Genomic DNA, 21,651 nt, shown 5'->3' on the forward strand with positions numbered 1-21,651 from the left:
GCGGGGCACGACGTGATCGCGCGCGGCGAGCCCCGCGGGCCGGTCCTGGGGGAGGGGCGGCGGCCGGGCGAGGGCCGGCGGGGATGATCGACGGTGTGCCCGCGCCCGAGGTGATCACCGATCCGACCGACGAGCGGGTGGCGGACTTCCGTGACCTGGTGGCCGGCGACCGTCGTCCCGGTACCGAACGGGGCACCGGGCCGGTCATCGTCGAGGGGGTCCCCGCAGTGGATCGCCTGCTGGCCTCGCCGTACCCGGTGCGCAGCGTGATCGGCATCCCCGGCCGGGTCGCCGCCCTCGACCTCCCCGCCGGCACCACCGCGTACGAGGCGGACAAGTGGGTCCTCTCGGACCTGATCGGCTTCCGGCTGACCCGCGGGGTGCTCGCCTCCGCCGACCGGCTGCCGCCGCCGGACCTGGACGCGCTCGTCACCGGCCCGGACCCGGCGGCACCACGGCGGCTCGCGGTGCTCGAGGGGCTCAACGACCACGAGAACATCGGGTCGATCGCCCGGTCCGCCGTCGCGCTCGGCATCGACGGGCTCCTGCTGGACCCGCACTGCGCCGACCCGCTCTACCGGCGGTGCGTCCGGGTGTCGATGGGGCACGTGCTGACGCTGCCGATCGCGGTGCTCGGGGACTGGCCCGGCGGCCTGGACCGGCTGCACGAGGCCGGGTACCTCACCGTCGCCCTCACCCCGGCGGACGACGCGGTCGACCTCACCGACGTCGACCCCGGGGCACACCCCCGCACCGCGGTGCTGCTCGGTGCGGAGGGGCCCGGCCTCACCCGCGAGGCGCAGCAGGCCGCCCGGGTGCGGGCCCGGATCCCGATGCGCAGCGGCGTCGACTCGCTCGGGGTCGCCGCGGCGGCCGCCGTCGCCTTCGCCACGCTGCGCTGACCCGGCGGGCGGTCCCAGCCGGCGACGGCGGCGGCCAGGGCCGCTGCCTCGTCGCGCTCGAGACCGGCGTACGGGTGGTCGACGACGTGCAGCCAGCCGCCGCCGGGCTGCCGACGCGCGACCTCGGCGCTGATCGCGGACACCGTCTGGTCACCGATGGTGAGCGTCCACTCGTTGCTCAGCACCGCGAGGTCACCCGCCTCGATGACGTAGCGACTGCGCAGGGTCATGTGGCCCTTCATCTCGAGCAGGCCCGCCCACTGCTCGCCGATCGCCTCCCTGCCGGTCACGGTCGAACCGTCCGGCACCACAGCCGGCCGGCCTGGCGCGGCATCGTGGCCCGCAGTGAGCTGCCGACCGGCTGCAGTGGCGTTCAGCCGCGCAGGGACAGCTTGGCCAGCTCGGCCCGCGCCTGCTCGGCGACCTGCGGGGCGCACAGCACGTCGTACCGGCTGGCGACCACCTGGCTGGTGCTGGTGAAGTCCCGCTTGCCCTGCGAGGCGGCGTAGCCGACCGCGCCGAAGACCGCGCCGAACACCAGCCCGATCAGGAGACCGGTGAGCACCGAGCCGATCCAGTCGGCGCCGTCGGTGGCGAAGATGCCGAGCAGCAGGCCCACGAAGAGCCCGAACCAGGCGCCGCTGGCCGCGCCGGCGCCGATCGCCCGGCCCCAGCTGAGCCGGCCGGTGACCCGCTCGACCATCCGCAGGTCGCTGCCGATGATCGTCACGTTCTCCACCGGGAACTTCTGGTCGGAGAGGTGGTCCACCGCCCGCTGTGCCTGCTGGTAGTTCTCGTAGGACCCCACCTGCACGCCGCCGAGCGGCATGGACACCGATGCTGACACGACTGTCTCCGCTCCGGGCCGGGGACGACGACCAGCCCACCACCGGAACGATCTTCCTGGGCCCACTGTTCCGCAAGGCCCCTGTGCCGGGAGTCGGACGGTCTCGACCGCTCACTCGCCTCCGTGCAGGGGCCCGCCGCGAGCTCGCGAGTGGTGGGGAGCAGGGAGGTCCTTCAGCGGTGCCGGCGGACCCCGAAGACGATGTCCTCCCAGGCCGGGATCCGGGCGCGTGGGTCGTCGGTCTCGCCGTCACCGAGCGGACCGAGGACGATGGTGTCCTGGGTGTCGGCGTCGTCGTACGGGCTGAGCGCGGGGTGGCCGTCGTACGCCGGCCGGGCCTCGCCGTACGGGCCGTCGTCGCCGGAGAGCAGGACGTCGACCGGGTTGCCGTCGGCGGGGACCACGTTGCGCACCTGGTCGTCGAGCCGGTCGTCGTGGCCGGGCTGGTCGTCCCCCTGCCCCCCGCCGCCGTAGCCGTCCGCGCCGGGCGCCGTCGGGGCGGACCGGCGCGAGATGGGCGCAGCCGGCAGGCCGACCGGGACGTCGGGGACGACCCGGACCAGCCGGGTGCCCTCGGCGAAGTCCATCGTCGTGGCGTCGACCGGGGTCACCGTCTTGGCCGGGATGTCGTAGCTCCACCGGGTGGTGCCGGACTTGTGGCCGGCGCGCCAGGCGGCGCGGACCTGCCAGGTGCCGTCCTCGGACCGGTGCGCGTCCCACCGGACGGCGTCCAGGTCGGCGCCGAGCAGGCGCAACCGCTCGGACATGAACTGCTCCAGCGGCACGCTGGGCGTCCCCTCCGACAGCCGGACCCGGGCGTCGCGGGCCTGCTCGGCCACCCGGGTGCGCTCCTGCAGCACGGGATGGGCGAACCGCATGATCCGCTCGACCCGGGTGCCCGAGGCGTGCGCGACCTGCTCGGGGCTCTCCCCGGCGCGGATGCGCGCCTGGATCACCCGGGGCGGCAGGTCGTTGGCCGGCTGCGCGGGGGCGGGCTGCGGCGCCGCCTCCTGCGCGGGCTCCGGGGTCGGCTCGGCCGGCCGGCTCGCGAGGAGCGACCGCAGGTGCTCGTCGACCGCCAGCTCGAGGTGCTCGACGTCGTCGGACGGGTCGGGCCCCTCCGCGGCGAGCACCAGGTGGGTGCCGTCCTCGGAGAGCGCCACGAGGCGCAAGGAGCGCATGGGGCGACCTCCAGCAGGGAACCGGTGCTCATCCGGGGGAGCGGACCAGCTGCAACGCTATCCGCGCCTCCGGGCACGTGTACGGCCGACACGCCCGGCCCGGCGCGTCGGCTCGACAACAGCCCGCGGAACGTCCTCGACCGTCGGTCACCGCCCGGTCGCAGGCTGCTGCGGCGGCCGTCAGGATGGTCCCTCAGCGCCCCTGACCGGCGCCAGGTCACGTGCCCGAAACAGTCCGGGGGCATGGTGGACCGGACGTTCTGCGACGGCAACCGGCACAGGGAGGGGCACGCATGTGCGGCATCTCGGGTGAGGTCCGGTTCGACGGTGGGATCGCCGACATGGCGGCGGTCGCCGCCATGTGCGACCAGCTGCAGCGCCGGGGGCCCGACGGTTCCGGCGGCTGGCAGTCCGGGCCGGTGGCGCTCGGCCACCGGCGACTGAAGATCATCGACCTGACCGACGCCGGCGCCCAGCCGATGGTCGACGCCGAGCTCGGCCTGACCACGGTCTTCAACGGGATCATCTACAACTACCGGGAGCTGCGTGCCGAGCTGCAGCAGGCCGGCTACCGGTTCTTCTCCACCTCTGACACCGAGGTGGTGCTCAAGGCCTACCACCGCTGGGGTGCGGCCTGCGTCGAGCGCTTCCTCGGGATGTTCGCGTTCGTGGTGGTCGAGCGGGGGACCGGCCGGGTGGTCATGGGCCGCGACCGGCTGGGCATCAAGCCGCTGTACCTCAGCCGCGGCCCCGGCCGGGTGCGCTTCGCCTCCTCGCTGCCGGCCCTGGTGCGGGCCGGCGGCGTGGACACCGGCATCGACCCGGTCGCGCTGCACCACTACATGTCCTTCCACGCCGTGGTCCCCGCGCCCCGCACGATCCTGGCCGGGGTCCGCAAGCTGCCGCCCGCCACGGTGCGCACCTACGAGCCGGACGGGCGCGAGTCCGACTGGGAGTACTGGCGCCCGGTGCACGAGCGGCGGGCCGAGCTCGCCGACCTGCACCCGGTGGAGTGGCAGGAGCGGGTCCTCGAGCAGCTGCGGATCGCCGTCCGGCGGCGGATGGTGTCCGACGTCCCGGTCGGCGTGCTGCTCTCCGGCGGCCTGGACTCCAGCCTCATCGTCGGGCTGCTCGCCGAGGAGGGCCAGAAGGACCTCGCCACGTTCTCCATCGGCTTCGAGGCGGTGGGCGAGCGGTCGGGCGACGAGTTCGTCTACTCCGACGTCATCGCCGAGACCTTCGCGACCGACCACCACCGGCTGATGGTGCCCAGCGCCGACGTGCACGCGGGGCTGGACGGGGCGATCGGCGCGATGAGCGAGCCGCAGACCAGCCACGACGCCGTCGCGTTCTACTTGCTCTCGCAGCAGGTCAGCCAGCACGTGAAGGTGGTGCAGAGCGGGCAGGGCGCCGACGAGGTGATGGCCGGTTACGACTGGTACCCGCCGCTGGACGGCGTCCCGGTCGCCGACGCCGTCGACGCCTACGCGAGCGTCTTCATCGACCGCCCGCACCGCGAGCTGGCACGCGTCCTGGCCGAGCGCTGGATGGTCACCGAGGACGTCAGCCGGGCCTTCGTCGCCGAGCACTTCGCCCGGCCGGGCGCGGACACCACGCTGGACCGGGCGCTGCGGCTGGACTCGACGATCATGCTGGTCGACGACCCGGTCAAGCGGGTGGACAACATGACGATGGCGTGGGGCCTCGAGGCACGCGTGCCGTTCCTGGACCACGAGTTCGTGGAGCTGGCCGCCGCCGTCCCGCCGGAGCTGAAGCTGCTGCACGGGGGCAAGGGGGTGCTCAAGGACGCCGCCCGCAAGGTCGTGCCGGCCGACGTCATCGACCGGCCGAAGGGCTACTTCCCGGTCCCGGCCATCATCGACCTGCAGGGGGAGTACCTGGAGACGGTGCGGGCGGCGCTGCACGCACCGGAGGCCCGGGACCGTGGCCTGTTCCGCACCGAGTACGTCGACCGGCTGCTGGCCGAACCGAACAGCCACCGCACCACCCTGGGCTCCAACCAGCTCTGGCAGGTGGGCCTGCTCGAGCTCTGGCTGCAGCGGCACGGCATCCGCTGACGCCGCGGGGCTCTTCACGGGCCCGACCCGTCCTGCCGATGCCGGGGAGGACGACGACGTCCACCCCGGCAGGCCCGCTCTGCCCCGTCCCGTCGAGGAGGTGACATGACCGACGCGCTGCGCTCCGCCGGCCTGTCCACGGAGGTGCGCCTCGCCATCGCCGAGATCGCCGGTGCCTCCGGCGCCTGGTGCCCCACGCTCGCGCCCACCGGTGACCGGGTCGCCTACGTGAGCGACCGCTCCGGGCTGCCGCGCCTGGAGGTCGCCACCCTCGAGCAGCAGACGCCGCCGGCCGTGCTGTCCGGCCCGGGCGAGGAGGTCGTCTCGGTCGCCTGGTCGCCGGACGGCGAGTGGCTGGCCTACCTGGTGAGCCCGGGCGGGTCGATCTGCGCGCAGCTGTGGGCTGTGCGGCCCGACGGCACCGAGCGGCACCTGGTCGCGGGGGAGGACCCCCGGTCCACCGTCTTCGCCGGCGGCTGGACCGCCGCGGCCGGCCACTACGTCTGCTCGATCGCCCCCGGCGACGGCCCGGACGCCGACGTCGTCCTGGTCGACGTGGTCAGCGGCGCCCGGCGCGCGCTGGCCACCGGCGGCTTCCTCTCGGTCACCTCGGTCGCCGCCGACGAGCGCACCGTGCTGGCCCGCCGGGGGCCGCGCGGGCACCGGCACGTCGTGCTGGTCGACGTCCCCACCGGCGCCCAGCGGCGGGTCATCCCGCTCGGCGACCCCGGCGGCCGGGCGTCGGAGGACGGCCGGTTCGCCCCGGACGGCCGGGCGGTCTACCTGCGGGCCGGGCTGCCGGGCCTGCCCGACGTGCCCCGCAGCGACCGGACGGCGCTGGTCCGGGTCCCGCTCGACGAGGACCGGGCGCCCGGGCGCGGTGAGGTGCTGGTGTCCCGGCCGGACGCCGACCTCGACGCCTACGCCGTCCGCGCCGACGGCACCGTCGTCTGCGTCTGGAACGCCGACGGGTGCACCGAGCTCGACGTCCGCGACCTGGCCGACGGCACGCTGCGGCACACCGTCCCGCTGCCCCAGCCGGTGATGCCGGGCTGGTCGCTGTCGCCCGACGGCCGCACGCTGCTCGCCGAGCTCACCGGCCCGCTGTCCCCGCGGTCGCTGTGGCTGGTGGCCCTCGACGGCGAGGACACCGCGGTCCCGCTGCCCTCGACCCCCCGGCGTCCCGACGTGCACCTGCTGGTCACCCCGGAGCACCGCCGGTACCCGGCCGCCGACGGCACCGAGCTCGACGGCTGGCTCTACACGCCGCCCGGGGTGCACGGGCCCAACCGCACGGTGGTCAGCTTCCACGGCGGCCCGGAGGGCCAGGAGCGGTCGGGTTTCTCCCCGGTGGCGCAGTCACTGGTCGCCGCCGGGCTGACCGTGTTCGCCCCGAACGTGCGCGGCTCCGGCGGGCACGGTGCGGCGTTCATGGCCGCCGACGACCTGGCCGCCCGGGAGGCCTCCTTCGACGACGTCGTGGCCACCGTGGAGCACCTGGTCACCGCCGGCATCGCGTTGCCCGGGCAGGTCGGCGCGCACGGCTGGTCCTACGGCGGCTACCTGACGCTGGTGGCGCTGACCCGCTGGCCGGAGCTCTTCGCCGCCGGCGCCACGCTCGCCGGGATGAGCGACCTGCGCACCTTCTTCGCCGGCACCGAACCGTGGATGGCGGCTGCGTCGGTGACCGAGTACGGCGACCCGGTGGCCGACCGGGAGATGCTCGCCGCCCTCTCGCCGATGACCGCGCTCGGCCGGCTGACCGCCCCGGTCCTGCTGACCCACGGCGACCGGGACACCAACGTGCCGGTGCTCGAGTCCATCCAGGCGCACCAGGAGCTCACCGCGCTGGGCGCACCGGCCGAGCTGGTGCTGCTGCGCGGCGAGGGACACACGATCGTGGGACGGGAGAACCTGGTGCACCTCTCCGAGCGGGTGGCCGAGTGGTTCGATCGATGGCTGTGAAGGCGACGGGCGAGTGAGCATCGCAGGGAGCTGCCCGAAGCCGACAGGGAGCGAGCATCGCAGGGAGCGCCAGCGACCGAGGAGCGGAACGACCGCGGAGGCGACCCGTGCTGTTGACCGAGGAGCCGAGCGGGTCCGGAGTCGGACCATGAACGCCGTGAGCCCGGGATGACCAGCGGTCCCGGCGTCTTCGCCCGGTACCCCGCCTCGGCGTCGGACGAGGCCGTGACCACCGACGGCTCGGTCCGGCCCGGCTACGCGCCGGTCGCCCGGGTCCTCGACCGGCTCGGCGGGGTCGGCCTCGCGGCCGTCGTCGGCGCGGTCGCCCAGGAGCGGCGGATGCGCGGGGTCGTCTTCGGCAGCTACGTCGACGGCCGGCTCGAGGAGCGCCCGTTCCCGCTCTGCCCGGTCCCGCGGTTGCTCTCGGCGGCCGACTGGGCGCACCTGTCCGCCGGCGTGGAGCAGCGCACCCGGGCACTGAACGCCTTCCTGGCCGACGTCTACCGCCCGGCCGGACGGCGGCGCACCGACGAGGACAAGCAGCCCGAAGTGGTGCGGGCCGGCGTCGTCCCGGACTGGGTCGTCTCCGCCAGCCCCGGGTACCGGCCGGACGCCGTCAGCTCAGCTGCGGCCGGGCAGCAACGGATCACCGTCTCCGGGATGGACCTGCTGCTGGGGCCGGGCGGCTGGGTGGTGCTCGAGGACAACCTGCGGGTGCCCTCCGGCATCGGCTACGCCCTCACCAACCGGGACAGCGGCCGGGCCGCGCTGCCGCAGCTCTACGCCGAGGCCGAGGCCGCGGGGCTGGTCGACCCGGCCGAGTCGGTGGCGCTGCTGCACGCCGCGCTGGCCGATGCCGCACCGGCCGGGTGCGCAGGGGTGCCGCAGCTGGGCCTGCTCACCGACGGCCCGCACAACTCCGCCTGGTTCGAGCACCAGCTGCTCGCCGAGGCGATGGGCATCCCGGTCGTCACCCCCGACGTCCTCTGGCCGACCGCGGCCGGCGGGGTGGCGGTGCAGCGGGACGGCGAGCGGGTGCCGGTCGACGTCCTGTACCGGCGCTTCGACGAGGCGGACCTGGCCGCCCACCTCACCCCCAGCGGCGCCTCGGTCGGCGCGCTGCTCGCCGGGGCGGTCCGCGGCGGGCGGCTCGCGGTGGCGAACGTGCCGGGCAACGGCGTGGCCGACGACAAGGCCACCTACCGCTACGTCGACGCGATGATCCGGTTCTACCTGGCCGAGGAGCCGGTGCTGTCCTGCGTGCCGACCTGGCTGCTGGCCGAGGAGGTCGACCTGGCCGAGGTGCGCGACCGGCTGCACGAGCTCGTCGTCAAGCCGGTCGACGGGTACGGCGGGCAGGGCGTCGTCTTCGGCCCGCTGTGCTCGGCCGCCGAACTGGCCGAGCTGCAGGCCGAGGTGCTCGCCGCCCCGCACCGGTTCGTGGCCCAGCAGCCGGTCGACTTCTCCACGGTCCCGACCGTCGTCGACGGCATGGTCGTGCCGCGGCACGCCGACCTGCGGGTCTTCGCCGTCGCCGGCAGCAGCACCCGGGCGCTGCCCGCCCCGCTGACCCGGGTCGCGCTCACCGAGGGCTCGATGCTGGTCAACTCCAGCCAGGGCGGCGGCAGCAAGGACACCTGGGTCCTGCCCACGTGAGCCGGGTCGCAGCGCGTCACTCCCCGAGCGCTGGGACTCCACTCAGCCAGGCGGTCCAGGCGCTGGTGACCATGTCGTGCAGGTCGTGCCGCGCGCGGAAGCCGAGCTCGCGCTCGATCCTGCCGACCGCGGCCACCACGCTCGCCGGGTCGCCGGCACGGCGGCCGACCACCTCGGGCGTGGTGTCCGCGCCGGTCACCTCGCCGACCACCCGGAGGACGTCGAGCACGCTGCTGCCCTGCCCGCGGCCCACGTTGTAGGTGCCCCCCGGCGAGCCGGACGTCAGGGCGCGCACCGCGGCGAGGTGGGCGTCGGCGACGTCGGCGACGTGCACGTAGTCCCGGACGCCGGTGCCGTCGGGCGTGCCGTGGTCGTCGCCGAACACGACCGGGGCGCAGCCGGCGTCCAGCGCCGCGAAGACCAGCGGCACCAGGTTGGCCGCACCCGAGTCGCCCAGCCGGGGTGCCACCGCGCCGGCGACGTTGAAGTAGCGCAGCGAGGTCGCGGCCAGACCCCACGCGGCGGCGCAGTCGCGGAGCAGCCACTCGCCGACCAGCTTGGTCTGCCCGTAGGGCGACAGCGGCCGGCACGGCGCGTCCTCGGCCACCGGGTCCTGCTCGGGGGTGCCGTAGACGGCGGCGCTGCTGGAGAACACGAACCGGGCCACGCCCTTGGCCCGGCAGCTCTCCAGCAGCGCGATGAGCCCCTCGACGTTCTCCGCGTAGTAGGTCAGCGGGTCGGCGACCGACTCGGCCACCTGCTTCTTGCCGGCCACGTGCACCACGCCCTGCACGGCGTGCTCGCGCAGCACCCGGCGGACCAGTCCCCGGTTCCGGACGGAGCCGACGACCAGCGGCACACCGGGCAGCTCCTCCAGCCGGCCGGCGTCCCCGGTGGACAGGTCGTCGAGCACCACGACCTGCTCACCGGCCGCGGTCATCGCGTGCACGACGTGCGCACCGATGTAGCCGGCACCGCCGGTGACCAGCCAGCTCATGCCCGGACCGGGCTGTCCGCCCGGGCCAGCACGGCGCGCGCCGCCGGGCCGGCGAGCAGCACCTCCGGCAGCCCGGCGAGCGCCGCGCGCATCGGCACCTCGCCACCGAACTGGAAGCCGAGCTGGGTGGTGTAGCAGGCGCAGGCGTCGGCCCGCCGGTCCGCGCGCTGGGCCAGCTCGACCGGTGCCAGGCCGTCGGGCAGCGCCGGCCCGGGGACGGCGTCGGGTCGGCGGAGCACGTAGGGGCTGTCCCGCCACCAGAGCACCGGCGGGTCCAGCGACGCGACCGCCCGCAGCACCTGCAGGTGGTCGACGTGCGCGCCCAGCGCCTGCGGCGCCAGCCACAGGTCCGCGTCGAGCCCGGCCAGCCGGTCGGCCACCTCGCGCCAGACGTCGTCGCCCGGGTGCACGCCGGCGAACAGGTCGGGGGCGCTGGTGTAGCCGCGGTGCGGTGCCTCGGGCAGGTCGAGGTCGACCGGGGTGGCGCCGAGGACCGCCATCGCGGCCGCGTTCTCCGCCCGGCGCAGCGCCAGGTAGTCGACGTCGGGGGGCAGGCCCTTGTCCAGCTGGCAGGCCAGCGCGAAACCGGTCGGGTCGGGCACGCTGCGGGTGAAGCAGGTGACCACGGTGACCTCGTGCCCGGCCTCGGCCAGCGCCGCGAGCGTCGCCCCGGCGGAGAAGGCCGCGTCGTCCAGGTGCGGGCTGACCGCGAGCACGCGCATCAGAGCAGGTGCGCCGCGGCCCGGAACCGGCAGCTCGGGTCGACGGTGGTGGGCGGCGTCCAGTCCAGGTCGGGCACGGTCCCGGCGAGCTCGGTGTAGACCTCGTCGATCGCCCTGGCCAGCACCGGCCAGGAGTACAGCCGGCGGACCTCCTCCAGGGCCGTCGTCGCCAGCCGGGTGCGCAGCGGGGCGTCGGAGAGCAGCCGGTCCAGCTCCTTGGTCAGGCCCGCGACGTCACCGGGGGCGTGCAGCAGGCCGTTCTCCTCGTGCCGCAGGCAGTCGACGACGCCGACGCTGTCGGTGCTGACCGTGGGCAGGCCGCTGGCCATCGCCTCCAGCAGCGTGTTGCTGAAGCCCTCGCTGTAGGTCGGGCTGACGAAGACGTCGGCCGAGCGGTACACCGCCGGCGCCTCGTCCGGGGGCACGTAGCCGAGGAAGGTGGTGCGGCTGTCCGCGCGGGCGCGGGCCTCCTCGAGGTCCGGGCCGATGCCGGAGACCACCAGCCGGACGCCGTCGGGCAGCGCCTCAAGAAGGTCGAGCACGCCCTTGCGGCGGTCGACCCGGCCGTGGAACAGCAGCACCGGCGGGTCGGCCAGGCTGCCCGGCGGCCGTTCGGCCGGGGTGAAGCGCCGGGTGTCGGTCGCGCCCGGGACGATCCGGAAGCGCACCGGGTCGGTGCCCAGGTTGCCGACCACCTCGTCGCGGAAGCTGGCGCTGCCGATCAGCACCGCGCCGGCGTGGTCGAGCACGGCGCGCATCGCCTCGGCGTGGGTGCGGCAGCAGGTGCCCACCCAGTGGCCGTCCCCGCCCTGGATGCTCACCACGTTCGGCACGCCGGTCCGCCGGGAGGCCGCCAGCACGGCCAGCCCCGGCGGGTAGCCGTACTGGGCGTGCAGCACGTCGAAGGGCCGCCGGTCGTGCAGGCCGACGACGGTGCGCACGATCTCCTCGATGTCGCCCTCCCAGTCGGCGGGGACGACGGTCTCGCCGCGGCTGGGCAGCGCGTGGACCTCGACGCCGGCCGGCACCCGGTCGGCCGGCGGGGGGCCGCCCCCGTAGACCCGGGTACCGGCCTCGTCGTCCCGGTACTGGCTGACCAGCGTCACGTCATGGCCGAGCGCGACCAGCTCGCGCAGCAGGTTCTCCGCGTAGACGCTCATGCCGCTCACCGCCGGCCAGTAGCGCCGGCTCACGAAGCAGACCCTCATGCCTCGGCCTTCCTCAGCAGCTCGATGGAGCGGGGCACCAGCTGGTGCGCCCGGTGGCCGTCGCGGGAGAGCTCCAGGCTGACCAGCCGGTCGTAGCCCACCGCGCGCAGCGCGGCGAGCACGGCGGGCAGGTCGACGTCGCCCTCGTCGAGCGGCAGGTGGTCGTGGACGCCGCGCCGCATGCCCTCGACGGCGACCGCCCCGAGGTGCGGCCCGAAGGTGGTCACCGCCTCCTCGGGGGTGTACCGGCCGCTGACCACGCAGTGCCCGGTGTCCAGCGCCAGGGTCAGGCCCGGTACCCGGTCGGCGAGCGCGGCCCAGTCGTCGGCGTCCTCGACGAGCATCCCCGGCTCTGGTTCGACGGCCAGCGCGTAGGAGCGCCCACCGTGGCTGTCGACCAGCGCCCGCACGCCGTCGACCAGCCAGCGCCGGGCGTCGTCCCGGTCGACCCCGGGCTGCGGCACGCCGGCCCAGAAGCTCACCGCCTCGGCCTGCAGCACCTCGGCGAGGTCGCAGGCCAGCCGCAGGTAGGCCAGCCGGCGGGCCCGGCCCTCCGGCGTCGGGTTGACCAGCGTCGGCTCGTGCTTGACCCGCGGGTCGAGCAGGAACCGCGCGCCGGTCTCGACCACCACGCCCAGCCCGAGGGAGTCGCAGCGGCGGCGGACCCGCTCGGCGTGCGCGACGGCGTCGTCGGCGAACGGGTCGAGGTGGTGGACGTCGAGGGTGAGGGCCACCCCGGCGTATCCGGTGTCTGCCAGGAACGACAGCGCGTCGTCCAGCCGGTGCGAGGTCAGCCCGTTGGTGTTGTAGGCGTACCGCAGGCTCATGACGCCACCGCCAGCGCCGCCACGTGCCGGCCGGGCTCGCGGTAGAGCGCGTACAGCTCGCCGACCGCGCGGTCGGCGCCGGCCCGGTCGAACCAGGCCGGACCGCCCAGCCGCTCCTCGGCGTCGGCGGTCAGGTGGACCCGCGCCCAGCCGCCCGGGTCCGCGCCGACGACGGCGAGCCCGGCGCCGGGGCCCTCGCCGCGGTCCAGCAGCCGCCGCACGCCGCGCTCGCCGATCCGGCCGTAGGACATCGTCTCGGCCTCCAGGCCGGGCGCCAGCACCTTCGCCGCGACGGCCTCGCCCCGCGAGGGCTGCAGGTCCACCAGCACGTCGAACCCCTCGGCGGTCAGGGTGCCGACCACGTCGTCGTCCCCGCCGGTCGGCAGGTCGGTCAGCGCCACGGTGCTCCGCCGCGACAGCACCGAGCCGCGCAGCAGGTCGGTCAGCCGGTCGGTGCCCAGCCGGGTCCACGCGAGCATCGCCTGCAGCGCACGGTCCTCCTCGACCATCCGCTCCGGCGGGTGCCCGCGCAGCCACTGGTCGAGGTAGCCCGGCGGGGTGGCGGCGGCGACGGCGTCCAGCGGGCCGTGCATGAACGCCTTCCGGCTGCGGGCGGCGGCGAACTCGTGCAGCGCCTTGCGCACCGCGGCGTCCCGGTCGGGGTCGGCGGCCTCACCGCAGGCGGTGACCATCATCGGGGTGGGCTCCGAGCCGTCCCGCGAGCAGCCGACGGCGTAGACGTCGACGACGCCGTGCTCGGTGCCGGCCAGCTTCACCAGCACGTCGATGCCGGCGGCGTCGAGCCGGTCGAGCAGCGCCAGCGCGTCGGGGTCGCGCAGCCCGGCCAGGTCGACGACCACGCCCTGGTCCAGCGCCCGGAAGGTGGTGGCGTTGCCGTCGCGCTGCAGCAGCTCCAGCAGGGCGTGCCGGGTCGCCCGGCCGGCGTCGAACGCCGCGCCCTGGCCGTTGGTGATCACCGTGGTGAGCCAGCCGCCGGGGGGCGGGTCGCCGGGCAGCTCCTCGGGCGCGGAGACGACCAGCTCGGCGGGCACCAGCACGGTCCCGCCGTCCCGGCTGCGGGTCATCGGCAGCCACTGCAGCGGCCGGTCGTCGTCGTAGGCGCTGCCGGCCTCCAGGCACAGCGTGCGCGGGTCCTGCACCCGGTCGCGGCCCTCGGTGCGGGCCAGCTCGCGGTAGGAGCTGAGCACCCGGTCCAGCCCCTGGTGGGCGCGGATGGACAGCGCCATCTCCGCCATCTCGCCGAGCGCGCCGGTGCGGGCCTCCTCGCGGGTGGCGCCGTAGCCCAGCCCGCTGCCCCCGGGGTGGGCGGGTGAGGAGGAGAGGAACGCGCTGTGCAGCGGGACGTCGAGCACGTCCAGGCCCTCGATCGCGAACTCCTGGACCCCAGCGGGGAAGGAGTCGAGGTAGCGCTGGGAGCTGGCGGTCACAGCTCGGCCAGCGCGATCGGCGCGGCGTCCGGCCGGCCGGAGAGCAGCCGCTGCACCAGGTGGACGACGTGGTCGGTGGTCACACCGGGCACCAGCTCGAACGGCGTGGCCACCGCGCCGAACTCCAGCTCGGCGACCACCGCCAGGTACTCCCGCAGCTCGCCGTGCGACAGCGGGATCTGCGCGTGGAACGCCTTGTGCGCGCTCAGCCCGACCGGGTTGCCGTCGGCGTCCAGGTCGACCTTGAGCGAGTCGCCGCAGAAGAGCACCCCGCGTCGGCTGTCGTGCAGCACCGAGTGGCCCGGGAAGTGCCCACCGGTGCGGTGCAGGACCAGGTCGGGGGCCAGCTCGAGCACGTCGTCGGCCGGCCAGGTGACCCGGAAGGCCTTGGTCCACTCCAGGTCGCGCACCCCGACGCAGACCGTCCGCGGCTCCAGCTCCAGCTGCAGCTGCCACAGCGCGCCGTAGCCGTGCACGTGGCTGGAGGCGAGCACGTCGAGGCCGCCCTTCCCGGCCGCCATCCGGCGCAGCTCGGCCAGCATGGCGTGCGTGTACCAGGGGGCGCACTCGAAGCCGACCAGCCCGGCGTCGGTCTCGATGACCCAGCCCCGGCTGTCCAGCCCGAAGCGGGGCTCGGTGCCGAACTCGGTGATGCCCGCGACGGCGGTGGGCCGCCAGAAGCCGGTGACCAGCTCGTCGGCCTGCTTGGGGGTGACGAACTCGAAGCCGTGCTCGGGCAGCGCGTTGCGCACGTCGGCGCAGACCGGGCAGACCTGCGGGCCGGGGGCCGGCCAGCGCTGCCAGTGCCCGCAGTTGGTGCAGGCGAAGGCGGGCAGGTCCGGCAGGAGGCCGCGGTAGGGGTTGGTGTCGGGTCCGGTGGGCGGGTGGGTGGCAGCAGGGCTCACGAGGCGACTCCGGTGCGGTCGGTGGCGGTGTCGAGGGCCTGCACGAGCAGGCGGTGCAGGGCGAGGTCGCGGTCGGCCGGGTACGGCCAGGGCGCCTCGCCGGTGACGGCGGCGCCGAAGCCGGCGAACTGGGCGGTGAACGGGTCGGTGCCGGCGAAGGGGACGTCGACCGGCTCGGGGCGGTACAGCGTCAGGGACCCGCCGGCCGTCTGGCCCATCGTGTCGACGGCGACGGCCATGCCCCGGGTGCCGACCACCTCCAGCCGGCGGCGGGGGAGGGCGTCCGGGCAGTTGTAGGACACGTGCAGGTCGACCAGCACGCCGCCGGCGGTGCGGCCGGCCAGCAGCGCCCCGTCGTCCACCGGGTAGTCCTGCACCCGCGTCTGCAGCACGGCGGTGAGCTCGACGACGTCGTCGGCGAGCAGGACGCCGGCCAGGTCCAGGCCGTGCGGCGCCAGGTCGATCGCGGCGCCGCCGCCGGCCCGCGACCGGTCGACCCGCCAGTTGTCGTGCGGGCCGCCGTCGGGCGACCAGTCGGCCGGCAGCCAGCAGCAGTAGGCGATCCGGACGGCGGTGACCGTGCCCAGCTCGGGCACCAGTTCGCGCAGCCGGACGTGGGCGGGGTGCCAGCGCTGGTCGAAGGCGGTGCCGAGCAGGACGCCGGCGCGGGTGGCCGCGCCGACGGCGGCCTCGGCGTCGGCGGCGTCGGCGGCCAGCGGCTTCTCGCACAGCACCGCGACGCCGGCGGCGGCGGCCGCCTCGACCACCTGCCGGTGGGCGGAGTTGGGCACCGCGACGTAGACCGCGTCCAGGCCGGGGGTGGTCAGGAACGCTGCCAGGTCGGTGCTGGCGGGCACCTCGGCGCGCATCCGCGCCAGCGCTCCCGGGTCGCGGTCGTGCAGGGCCACCAGCCGGGCACCGGGGACCTGCAGCAGGCCGGGGAGGGCGTGGTCGCGGGCCACCCAGCCGCAGCCGGCGATGCCCCACCCGACGCCGCTCACCACTGCTCCGGCAGGTCGACCAGCAGCCGCCGGCGGGCCGCGTCGGCCGGCAGCGGGTCCGGCCAGCGGGCCGGCAGGTGCGCCGACCGGGGGCCGTACTCGGCGGCGTACCGCTCGCTGGGCCAGCGGAGCCCGCCGTCGGTGTAGAGCGGGTTGGGCCGCAGCGGCCCGAGCGGCTCGCCCAGGTCCACCGGCGCCGGGCCGCGCAGGTCGCCGGCCACCAGGGCGATCGCCTCGCTGCCGGCCAGCTCCTCGGCCGCCGCCGGCCGGGGCGGGCGCCGCTCCAGCAGCGAGCGGGTCAGCTCCTCGTCGTCGTAGAGCACCGTGGCCCCGAGCAACCCGGCGTACTCGGCCGGTGCCAGCGGCTGGCCGGCGGACACGGTGTCGGCCACGTGTGCGTGCCCGACGACGACGGTGCCGTCCGGGCCGGCCAGCCGGGCCATCGCCGTGGCGGCCGCGGCCTTGTCCCGGAAGAAGTAGAAGGCGTCGTGGCAGGTGACGTACGCCGGCCGGTCCACCTGCAGGTCCGGTGCGGTCGTCACGTCGGCGCACACGTACCGGGCGGTCGGGCAGACGAAGCGCCGGGCCAGCCAGAGCTTGGACCAGACGACGTCCAGGCCGACCAGGTCGGCGACGCCGCGGCGGGCGAGCTCGCGCAGCTGGGTGCCGATGCCGCAGGCCACGTCGACCACGGGTGCGTCCCCGGGCCAGTGCCGGCCCAGCAGCGCCAGGCCGGCCAGGTGCGTGGGGTCGGACCAGCGGTGGGCGAAGTAGTCACCGACCCGGCCCATGCCGAGGGTGGCCATCGCCTCCCGCAGCGTCCGCGCCGCCGGGACCTGTGCCAGCTGCCCGGCCGGCGGTGCCGGCTCGGTCCACCAGTCGTCGGCGTCGGCGAACAGCGCCACCCGGGCGCGATCGACCTCGCCGTCGGCCAGCAGGTCGGCGACCCGCCCCTGCAACTCCTCCCGCCCGGTGCGGGCGAAGGGGATGCCGTCGACGACCGGCACGCCGGCCGCCGTCACGCCCGACGGTGCCGCCGTCCCCAGGCTCACAGCGTCACCGTTCGCTGCCGCGGCAGGCTCCGCTCCTCGCTCGTTCTTCGCTGCGATGCTCACCTGCCTGTCCGCTCAGGAGTCCTCGGTTCGCTGCCGCGGCAGGCTCCGCTCCTCGCTCGTTCCTCACTGCGATGCTCACCTGCCTGTCCGCTCAGGAGTCCTCGGTTCGCTCCCGCGGCAGGCTCCGCTCCTCGCTCGTTCCTCGCTGCGATGCTCACCTGCCTGTCCGCTCACAATCCGCACGCGGCGAGGACGTCGAGGTGGAAGGACTGCACCGGCCCGGCGTGCACCAGCTCCAGGTCGTCCAGCGCCTGCGCCGCGGTGAAGGCCGCGGCGCGCGCGTGGTGGTGCACCTGCAGCACCCGGTCCAGGACGTCGGCCGCGTGGAACGCCTGCGACTCCGGTGCCACCGCGTCGGCCCGCAGCGCCAGCACCTGCCGCAGCCGGGCCGCCAGCTCCGCGGGCAGCTCGGCGAGCTCGCGCTCCTCCAGCGTCCCGAGCACCCGGTCCAGCGCGCCGCCCAGCAGCACCTCCCCGGCGAACCCGGCGTCGGGCAGCACCACGTTGTGCAGGTGGTGGGCCATCCCGACCAGGAACGGCGGCACCGGGTCGGCACCCAGCGCCGGGGCGAGCAGGCAGCCGTAGACGGCCACGGTGAGGCAGTGGTCGCCGTGGCTCTCCGGCGGCTCGACGATCACCCGCGGCTTGCCGGGGCTGGTCGCCCCGGCCCGTGGCTGGGCGTTGAGCGCCACCGCCAGGGACGGCGGGGGCCCGGCCGGCCGCACCGCGGGCAGTGCCGCCCGCAGCCGGCCGGCCAGGTCGGCGTCGATCGCCCCGGCGACCTCGTCGAAGGCGCGTCCCAGCACTGTCTGCGCCTCGTCGTCGGGCATCCCGGCCGCCGCGAGCACCGCGGCGTCGATCCCGGCCAGTCGCGCCCGGGCCACCGCCGCCGCGGTCTCCGACAGCGCCACCGTCCCGGCGTCCTCGCCCTCGAGCAGCCGGGCCCACGCGCGGCCGAACGCCTGCTCGGCGAGCGAGCCGGGCGCTGCGGCCGTCCGGACGCGCTTGGCGTCGCCGATCTCGGCGAGCAGGGGCCGCAGCGCCCCGAGGGTGGACAGGTCGGTCGTCGCCGTCACCGTGAGGCGGGCAGGGCGTCGCCCCCGGCCGGTGCCGCGCCGTTGCCCAGCCACTCCAGCAGCTCCTGCTCCTGACGGTGCAGGGCGTGCTCGGGGGTGCTGCCGTCGGCGGTGATCGGGGCCTTGAAGAACCAGCCGAGGTGCCGCTGCACGCCGCCCTCCCCGCGCTGCTGGGCGAGATCGACCAGCCGGACGATCTCCACGGCGAGCGGTGCGGCCAGGATCGAGTCCCGGCACTGGAAGTCGACCTTGATCTGCATGCGCTGGCCGAGGAAGCCGACCAGGTCGATGGCGTCCCAGGCCTCCTTCTGGTCACCGCGCGGCCGGTAGTAGTCGATCCGGACGACGTGGTCCTCGACGGGGTAGCCGAGGATCGAGTCGAGCACCTTCGCCTTGGTCTGCAGCTTGCTCTCCAGCGAGGCCGGGTCGTCGAGCGCGAGCCCGTCCCGGTTGCCGAGGATGTTGGTGGAGTACCAGCCCTCGACGGTGAGCGCGCGGCTGCGGAACGCCGGGGCGAGCACCGTCTTCATCATCGTCTGGCCGGTCTTGCCGTCCTTGCCCGCGATCGGCACGCCGCGCTGCTCGGCGAGCTGGACCAGCGCCGGGACGTCGGCCGACAGGGAGGGCGTGAAGTTGGCGTAGCCGACGCCCTCGGTGATCGCCGCGTAGGCGTAGACCATCGACGGGGTGATCGCCCGGTCGTCGGCGTCCAGCCCGGCCTCGAACGCCTCGGGCGTCTGCAGGCAGGCCGCCGCCGGGTCGGGCCAGCGCTCGGTGGAGGCCAGGTTGAGCAGCACCAGCCCGTCGAGCTGCTGCTCTTCGCGGAAGCGGCGCAGGTCGGCACGGACGGCGTCCACCTGGGCCCGGCGGCCCTCGGCGAGCACCACGTTGCCGCCGGTGACGTTGCGGCAGAAGTCGGCGTCGCCGGCGGCGGGCCAGGGGGTGATGGACGACAGCAGCGGCTCGGCCTGGGACAGCTGGCGGGTGTCGAGCACGCCGTGCTGCTCGGCGGCCTTGTAGAGGTCGGAACCGTCCAGGTCCCAGCCGCCGACGACCAGGTCGTCGTAGCCGGCGAGGCCGGTGGCCTCCTCCAGGGACGCGTCACCGAGGGTCAGCCCCGCCAGGGGGAGGCCGTCGGCGCCGACGGCGCCGAGCCGCAGGAGCTCCAGCCCGGCGACGGCGGTGGTCGCCACGGCGCCCCCGAGCCCGACGATGGCCGTTCCTACTCGACGTGGTGGGTGCGCCACAGGTGCTCCTCGAGCTCAGTGCCCGAGCACTGCTCCCGGGCCTGAGACGAGCCTCACACGAAGGAGCGGATGGTGCACCACCAGATCGTGGCCACTCGTTGCCGACCCCCGCTACAACCTGCTGGCGACGGAGTCGATGCAGGCGGTCAGTGCGCTGACGTCGTCGGGGTCGACGGCCGGGAACATGCCGATCCGGAGCTGGTTGCGGCCCAGCTTGCGGTAGGGCTCGGTGTCCACGACGCCGTGCGCGCGCAGCGTCGTGGCGATGAGCGCAGCGTCGACGGACTCGTCGAAGTCGATGGTGCCGACGACGTAGGAGCGCTCGTCCACCCGGTCGACGAAGGGCTGGGTGTACTCGGTCTTCTCCGCCCAGTCGTAGAGCCGGGTCGAGGACTCGCGGCTGCGGGCGACGGCGCCGGACAGCCCGCCCAGGCCGAGCATCCAGTCGACCTGGTCGGCCAGCAGGAACAGCGTGGCGACCGCGGGGGTGTTGTAGGTCTGGTCCTTGCTGCTGTTGTCCACGGCGATGGACAGGTCGAGGAAGCCCGGGATCCAGCGGTCGGAGGCCTTGATCTCGGCGACCCGCTCCAGCGCCGCCGGCGACATCAGCGCGATCCACAGGCCGCCGTCGCTGGCGAAGGACTTCTGCGGGGCGAAGTAGTAGACGTCGGTCTGTGCCACGTCGACCGGCAGGCCACCGGCGCCGGAGGTGGCGTCGACGAGGACCAGCGCGCCGTCGTCGGCCTCGGCCGGGCGGTTGATCGGCGCCATGACACCCGTCGAGGTCTCGTTGTGCGCCCAGGCGTACGCGTCGACGCCGAGGTGCGCCGGCGGCAGCGCCAGCGAGCCCGGCTCGGCCTTGGTCACCAGCGGCGGCTGCAGGAACGGCGCGTCGGCCACCCCGGAGGCGAACTTCGCGGAGAACTCGCCGTAGGTGCCGTGCGCGCTCTGCCGGCGGATCAGCCCGATCGTCGCGGCGTCCCAGAACGCCGTCGTCCCGCCGTTGCCCAGCACCACCTGGTAGCCGTCGGGCAGGTCGAAGAGCTGGGTCAGCCCCTCGCGCACCCGCTTGACCAGGCCCTTGACCGGCGCCTGCCGGTGTGAGGTGCCCATCAGGGCCGCCCCGTCGGTGGCCAGCGCCTGCAGCGCCTCGGGGCGCACCTTGGACGGGCCGCACCCGAAGCGCCCGTCCTTCGGCAGCAGGTCGGCGGGGATCGTGATGCTCATGTGCGGTCTACCTCGTGGTCCGGGAAGGGTTCACTTTCGGCGCCGAAAGTGACGTGGCATCAAGCGGGGGCGGCCTGGGTGATGGCCTTGGTGGTGATGGTGTCCCAGCCCTCGACGTCCTCGGGCCGGCGCGGGTCGGGGCCGACGTACCGCGCGGAGGGGCGCACCAGCCGACCGGTGTTCTTCTGCTCGAGGATGTGCGCGCACCAGCCGGCGGTGCGGGCGCAGCTGAACATCGAGGTGAACATGTGGCTGGGCACCTCGGCGAAGTCCAGCACGATCGCGGCCCAGAACTCGACGTTGGTCTCGATCGGACGGTCCGGACGGCGCTCGCGCAGCTCCTCCAGCGCGGCCTGCTCCAGCGCGCGGGCGGCCTCGAACCGGGGGGCGCCCAGTTCCTCGGCGGCGCGGCGGAGCACCCGGGCGCGCGGGTCCTCGGCGCGGTAGACGCGGTGGCCGAAGCCCATCAGCCGGTCGCCGCGGTCCAGCAGGTCCTTGACGTACCTCGTCGCGTCGCCGGACTCCTCGACGCCGTCCAGCATGTGCAGCACCCGGGACGGCGCACCGCCGTGCAGCGGGCCGGACATGGCGCCGATCGCGCCGGAGAGCGCCGCGGCGACGTCGGCGCCGGTGGAGGCGATCACCCGGGCGGTGAACGTCGAGGCGTTCATGCCGTGCTCGGCGGCCGAGGTCCAGTAGGCGTCGACGGCGGCGACGTGGCGGGGGTCGGGCTCGCCGCGCCAGCGCACCATGAACCGCTCCACGATGGTGGCCGCCTCGTCGATCCGCTTCTGCGGCACGGCCGGGACGCCGATCCCGCGCGCGGACTGCGCGACGTAGGACAGCGCCATCACCGCGGCGCGGGCCAGCTCGTCCCGGGCCTCCTCGGCGGAGATGTCCAGCAGCGGGCGGTAGCCCCAGATCGGGGTGAGCATCGCCAGCGCCGCCTGCACGTCCACCCGGACGTCACCGGTGTGCACCGGGATGGGGAACGGCTCGGCCGGGGGCAGGCCGGGACCGAACTTCCCGTCGACCAGCAGCGCCCACACGTTGCCGAAGGTGACCTTGCCGACGAGGTCATCGATGTCGACGCCGCGGTAGCGCAGCGCGCCGCCGTCCTTGTCCGGCTCCGCGATGGTGGTCTCGAAGGCGACGACGCCTTCCAGTCCGGGGACGAAGTCGTCAGCCATCTCGCATGCTCCTCTGCGCGCGGGTGGGGACGGCGCTGGACCAGCGCTCGACGAGCACA

Annotated in this window: 18 protein-coding genes; 4 read left to right on the forward strand and 14 right to left on the reverse strand. The window is 75.2% G+C overall.

Going from position 1 to position 21,651, the window contains the following annotated elements; all coding sequences use genetic code 11:
• Positions 1–95: 95 nt before the first annotated feature.
• The gene (locus FHL80_RS10875; RefSeq protein WP_246078603.1) at positions 96–902 is read left to right on the forward strand and encodes a TrmH family RNA methyltransferase; all 807 of its coding nucleotides are present in this window, start codon (positions 96–98) and stop codon (positions 900–902) included.
• A 373-nt stretch (positions 903–1,275) separates the two neighbouring features.
• Here FHL80_RS10875 and FHL80_RS10880 read toward each other — a convergent pair whose 3' ends face one another.
• Both FHL80_RS10880 and sepH read right to left on the reverse strand, forming a co-directional pair.
• Complete coding sequence (locus FHL80_RS10880) at positions 1,276–1,749, reverse strand: YflT domain-containing protein (RefSeq protein WP_246078604.1); 474 nt, start codon at positions 1,747–1,749, stop codon at positions 1,276–1,278.
• Positions 1,750–1,922: 173 nt separating this feature from the next.
• The gene (sepH, locus tag FHL80_RS10885; RefSeq protein ID WP_138733437.1) at positions 1,923–2,930 is read right to left on the reverse strand and encodes a septation protein SepH; all 1,008 of its coding nucleotides are present in this window, start codon (positions 2,928–2,930) and stop codon (positions 1,923–1,925) included.
• Positions 2,931–3,223: 293 nt separating this feature from the next.
• Here sepH and FHL80_RS10890 point away from each other — a divergent pair, with 293 nt between their 5' ends.
• The 3 genes from FHL80_RS10890 to FHL80_RS10900 all read left to right on the forward strand — a co-directional run bounded on the left by FHL80_RS10890 (position 3,224) and on the right by FHL80_RS10900 (position 8,629).
• A complete protein-coding gene (locus FHL80_RS10890; RefSeq protein WP_138733438.1) occupies positions 3,224–5,008 on the forward strand; it encodes an N-acetylglutaminylglutamine amidotransferase in 1,785 nt (594 codons plus the stop codon).
• Between the two features lie 105 nt (positions 5,009–5,113).
• On the forward strand, positions 5,114–6,973 hold the full coding sequence (locus FHL80_RS10895) for a S9 family peptidase (protein WP_138733439.1): 1,860 nt from the start codon (positions 5,114–5,116) through the stop codon (positions 6,971–6,973).
• 168 nt (positions 6,974–7,141) lie between these two features.
• Complete coding sequence (locus FHL80_RS10900; RefSeq protein ID WP_138733440.1) at positions 7,142–8,629, forward strand: circularly permuted type 2 ATP-grasp protein; 1,488 nt, start codon at positions 7,142–7,144, stop codon at positions 8,627–8,629.
• Positions 8,630–8,645: 16 nt separating this feature from the next.
• Here the strand turns inward: FHL80_RS10900 and galE are convergent, their stop codons facing one another.
• The 12 genes from galE to FHL80_RS10960 form a co-directional block, all read right to left on the reverse strand.
• A complete protein-coding gene (gene galE, locus FHL80_RS10905; protein WP_138733441.1) occupies positions 8,646–9,626 on the reverse strand; it encodes a UDP-glucose 4-epimerase GalE in 981 nt (326 codons plus the stop codon).
• Complete coding sequence (locus FHL80_RS10910) at positions 9,623–10,348, reverse strand: PIG-L deacetylase family protein (protein ID WP_138733442.1); 726 nt, start codon at positions 10,346–10,348, stop codon at positions 9,623–9,625. Before FHL80_RS10910 ends, galE begins: the two co-directional genes overlap by 4 nt.
• Positions 10,348–11,556 (reverse strand): glycosyltransferase family 4 protein, encoded by a 1,209-nt coding sequence (locus tag FHL80_RS10915; RefSeq protein WP_138733443.1) that lies wholly within the window; start codon positions 11,554–11,556, stop codon positions 10,348–10,350. The genes FHL80_RS10910 and FHL80_RS10915 overlap by 1 nt, the downstream gene beginning before the upstream one ends.
• Positions 11,553–12,383, reverse strand: coding sequence for a sugar phosphate isomerase/epimerase family protein (locus FHL80_RS10920; protein WP_246078605.1), 831 nt, complete (start codon positions 12,381–12,383; stop codon positions 11,553–11,555). Before FHL80_RS10920 ends, FHL80_RS10915 begins: the two co-directional genes overlap by 4 nt.
• Positions 12,380–13,831: a YcaO-like family protein gene (locus FHL80_RS10925; RefSeq protein ID WP_138733444.1), complete on the reverse strand. Its 1,452-nt coding sequence runs from the start codon at positions 13,829–13,831 to the stop codon at positions 12,380–12,382. The genes FHL80_RS10920 and FHL80_RS10925 overlap by 4 nt, the downstream gene beginning before the upstream one ends.
• Positions 13,828–14,736 (reverse strand): MBL fold metallo-hydrolase, encoded by a 909-nt coding sequence (locus FHL80_RS10930; RefSeq protein ID WP_216870622.1) that lies wholly within the window; start codon positions 14,734–14,736, stop codon positions 13,828–13,830. The genes FHL80_RS10925 and FHL80_RS10930 overlap by 4 nt, the downstream gene beginning before the upstream one ends.
• Positions 14,733–15,737 (reverse strand): Gfo/Idh/MocA family protein, encoded by a 1,005-nt coding sequence (locus tag FHL80_RS10935; protein ID WP_138733445.1) that lies wholly within the window; start codon positions 15,735–15,737, stop codon positions 14,733–14,735. Before FHL80_RS10935 ends, FHL80_RS10930 begins: the two co-directional genes overlap by 4 nt.
• Positions 15,734–16,789, reverse strand: a complete 1,056-nt coding sequence (locus tag FHL80_RS10940; protein WP_246078606.1) for a class I SAM-dependent methyltransferase — start codon at positions 16,787–16,789, stop codon at positions 15,734–15,736. Before FHL80_RS10940 ends, FHL80_RS10935 begins: the two co-directional genes overlap by 4 nt.
• Positions 16,790–17,022: 233 nt before the next feature.
• Complete coding sequence (locus tag FHL80_RS10945; RefSeq protein WP_138733446.1) at positions 17,023–17,928, reverse strand: HD domain-containing protein; 906 nt, start codon at positions 17,926–17,928, stop codon at positions 17,023–17,025.
• Positions 17,925–19,175 (reverse strand): inositol-3-phosphate synthase, encoded by a 1,251-nt coding sequence (locus tag FHL80_RS10950; protein WP_138733447.1) that lies wholly within the window; start codon positions 19,173–19,175, stop codon positions 17,925–17,927. The genes FHL80_RS10945 and FHL80_RS10950 overlap by 4 nt, the downstream gene beginning before the upstream one ends.
• A 111-nt stretch (positions 19,176–19,286) precedes the next feature.
• Positions 19,287–20,402, reverse strand: coding sequence for a phosphoserine transaminase (serC, locus tag FHL80_RS10955; RefSeq protein WP_138733448.1), 1,116 nt, complete (start codon positions 20,400–20,402; stop codon positions 19,287–19,289).
• 59 nt (positions 20,403–20,461) lie between these two features.
• Positions 20,462–21,592 (reverse strand): citrate synthase 2, encoded by a 1,131-nt coding sequence (locus tag FHL80_RS10960; protein ID WP_138733449.1) that lies wholly within the window; start codon positions 21,590–21,592, stop codon positions 20,462–20,464.
• Between the last annotated feature and the right edge of the window lie 59 nt (positions 21,593–21,651).

Origin of the sequence: Modestobacter excelsi, assembly GCF_005930495.1 — a bacterium.
Classification (GTDB): Bacteria; Actinomycetota; Actinomycetes; order Mycobacteriales; family Geodermatophilaceae; genus Modestobacter; species Modestobacter excelsi.

Coding starts and splice junctions, on each gene's coding strand:
- sepH (WP_138733437.1), bottom strand. CDS start 2,930: ATGCGCTCCTTGCGCCTCGTGGCGCTCTCCGAGGACGGCACCCACCTG.
- FHL80_RS10890 (WP_138733438.1), top strand. CDS start 3,224: ATGTGCGGCATCTCGGGTGAGGTCCGGTTCGACGGTGGGATCGCCGAC.
- FHL80_RS10895 (WP_138733439.1), top strand. CDS start 5,114: ATGACCGACGCGCTGCGCTCCGCCGGCCTGTCCACGGAGGTGCGCCTC.
- FHL80_RS10900 (WP_138733440.1), top strand. CDS start 7,142: ATGACCAGCGGTCCCGGCGTCTTCGCCCGGTACCCCGCCTCGGCGTCG.
- galE (WP_138733441.1), bottom strand. CDS start 9,626: ATGAGCTGGCTGGTCACCGGCGGTGCCGGCTACATCGGTGCGCACGTC.
- FHL80_RS10910 (WP_138733442.1), bottom strand. CDS start 10,348: ATGCGCGTGCTCGCGGTCAGCCCGCACCTGGACGACGCGGCCTTCTCC.
- FHL80_RS10915 (WP_138733443.1), bottom strand. CDS start 11,556: ATGAGGGTCTGCTTCGTGAGCCGGCGCTACTGGCCGGCGGTGAGCGGC.
- FHL80_RS10920 (WP_246078605.1), bottom strand. CDS start 12,383: ATGAGCCTGCGGTACGCCTACAACACCAACGGGCTGACCTCGCACCGG.
- serC (WP_138733448.1), bottom strand. CDS start 20,402: ATGAGCATCACGATCCCCGCCGACCTGCTGCCGAAGGACGGGCGCTTC.
- FHL80_RS10960 (WP_138733449.1), bottom strand. CDS start 21,592: ATGGCTGACGACTTCGTCCCCGGACTGGAAGGCGTCGTCGCCTTCGAG.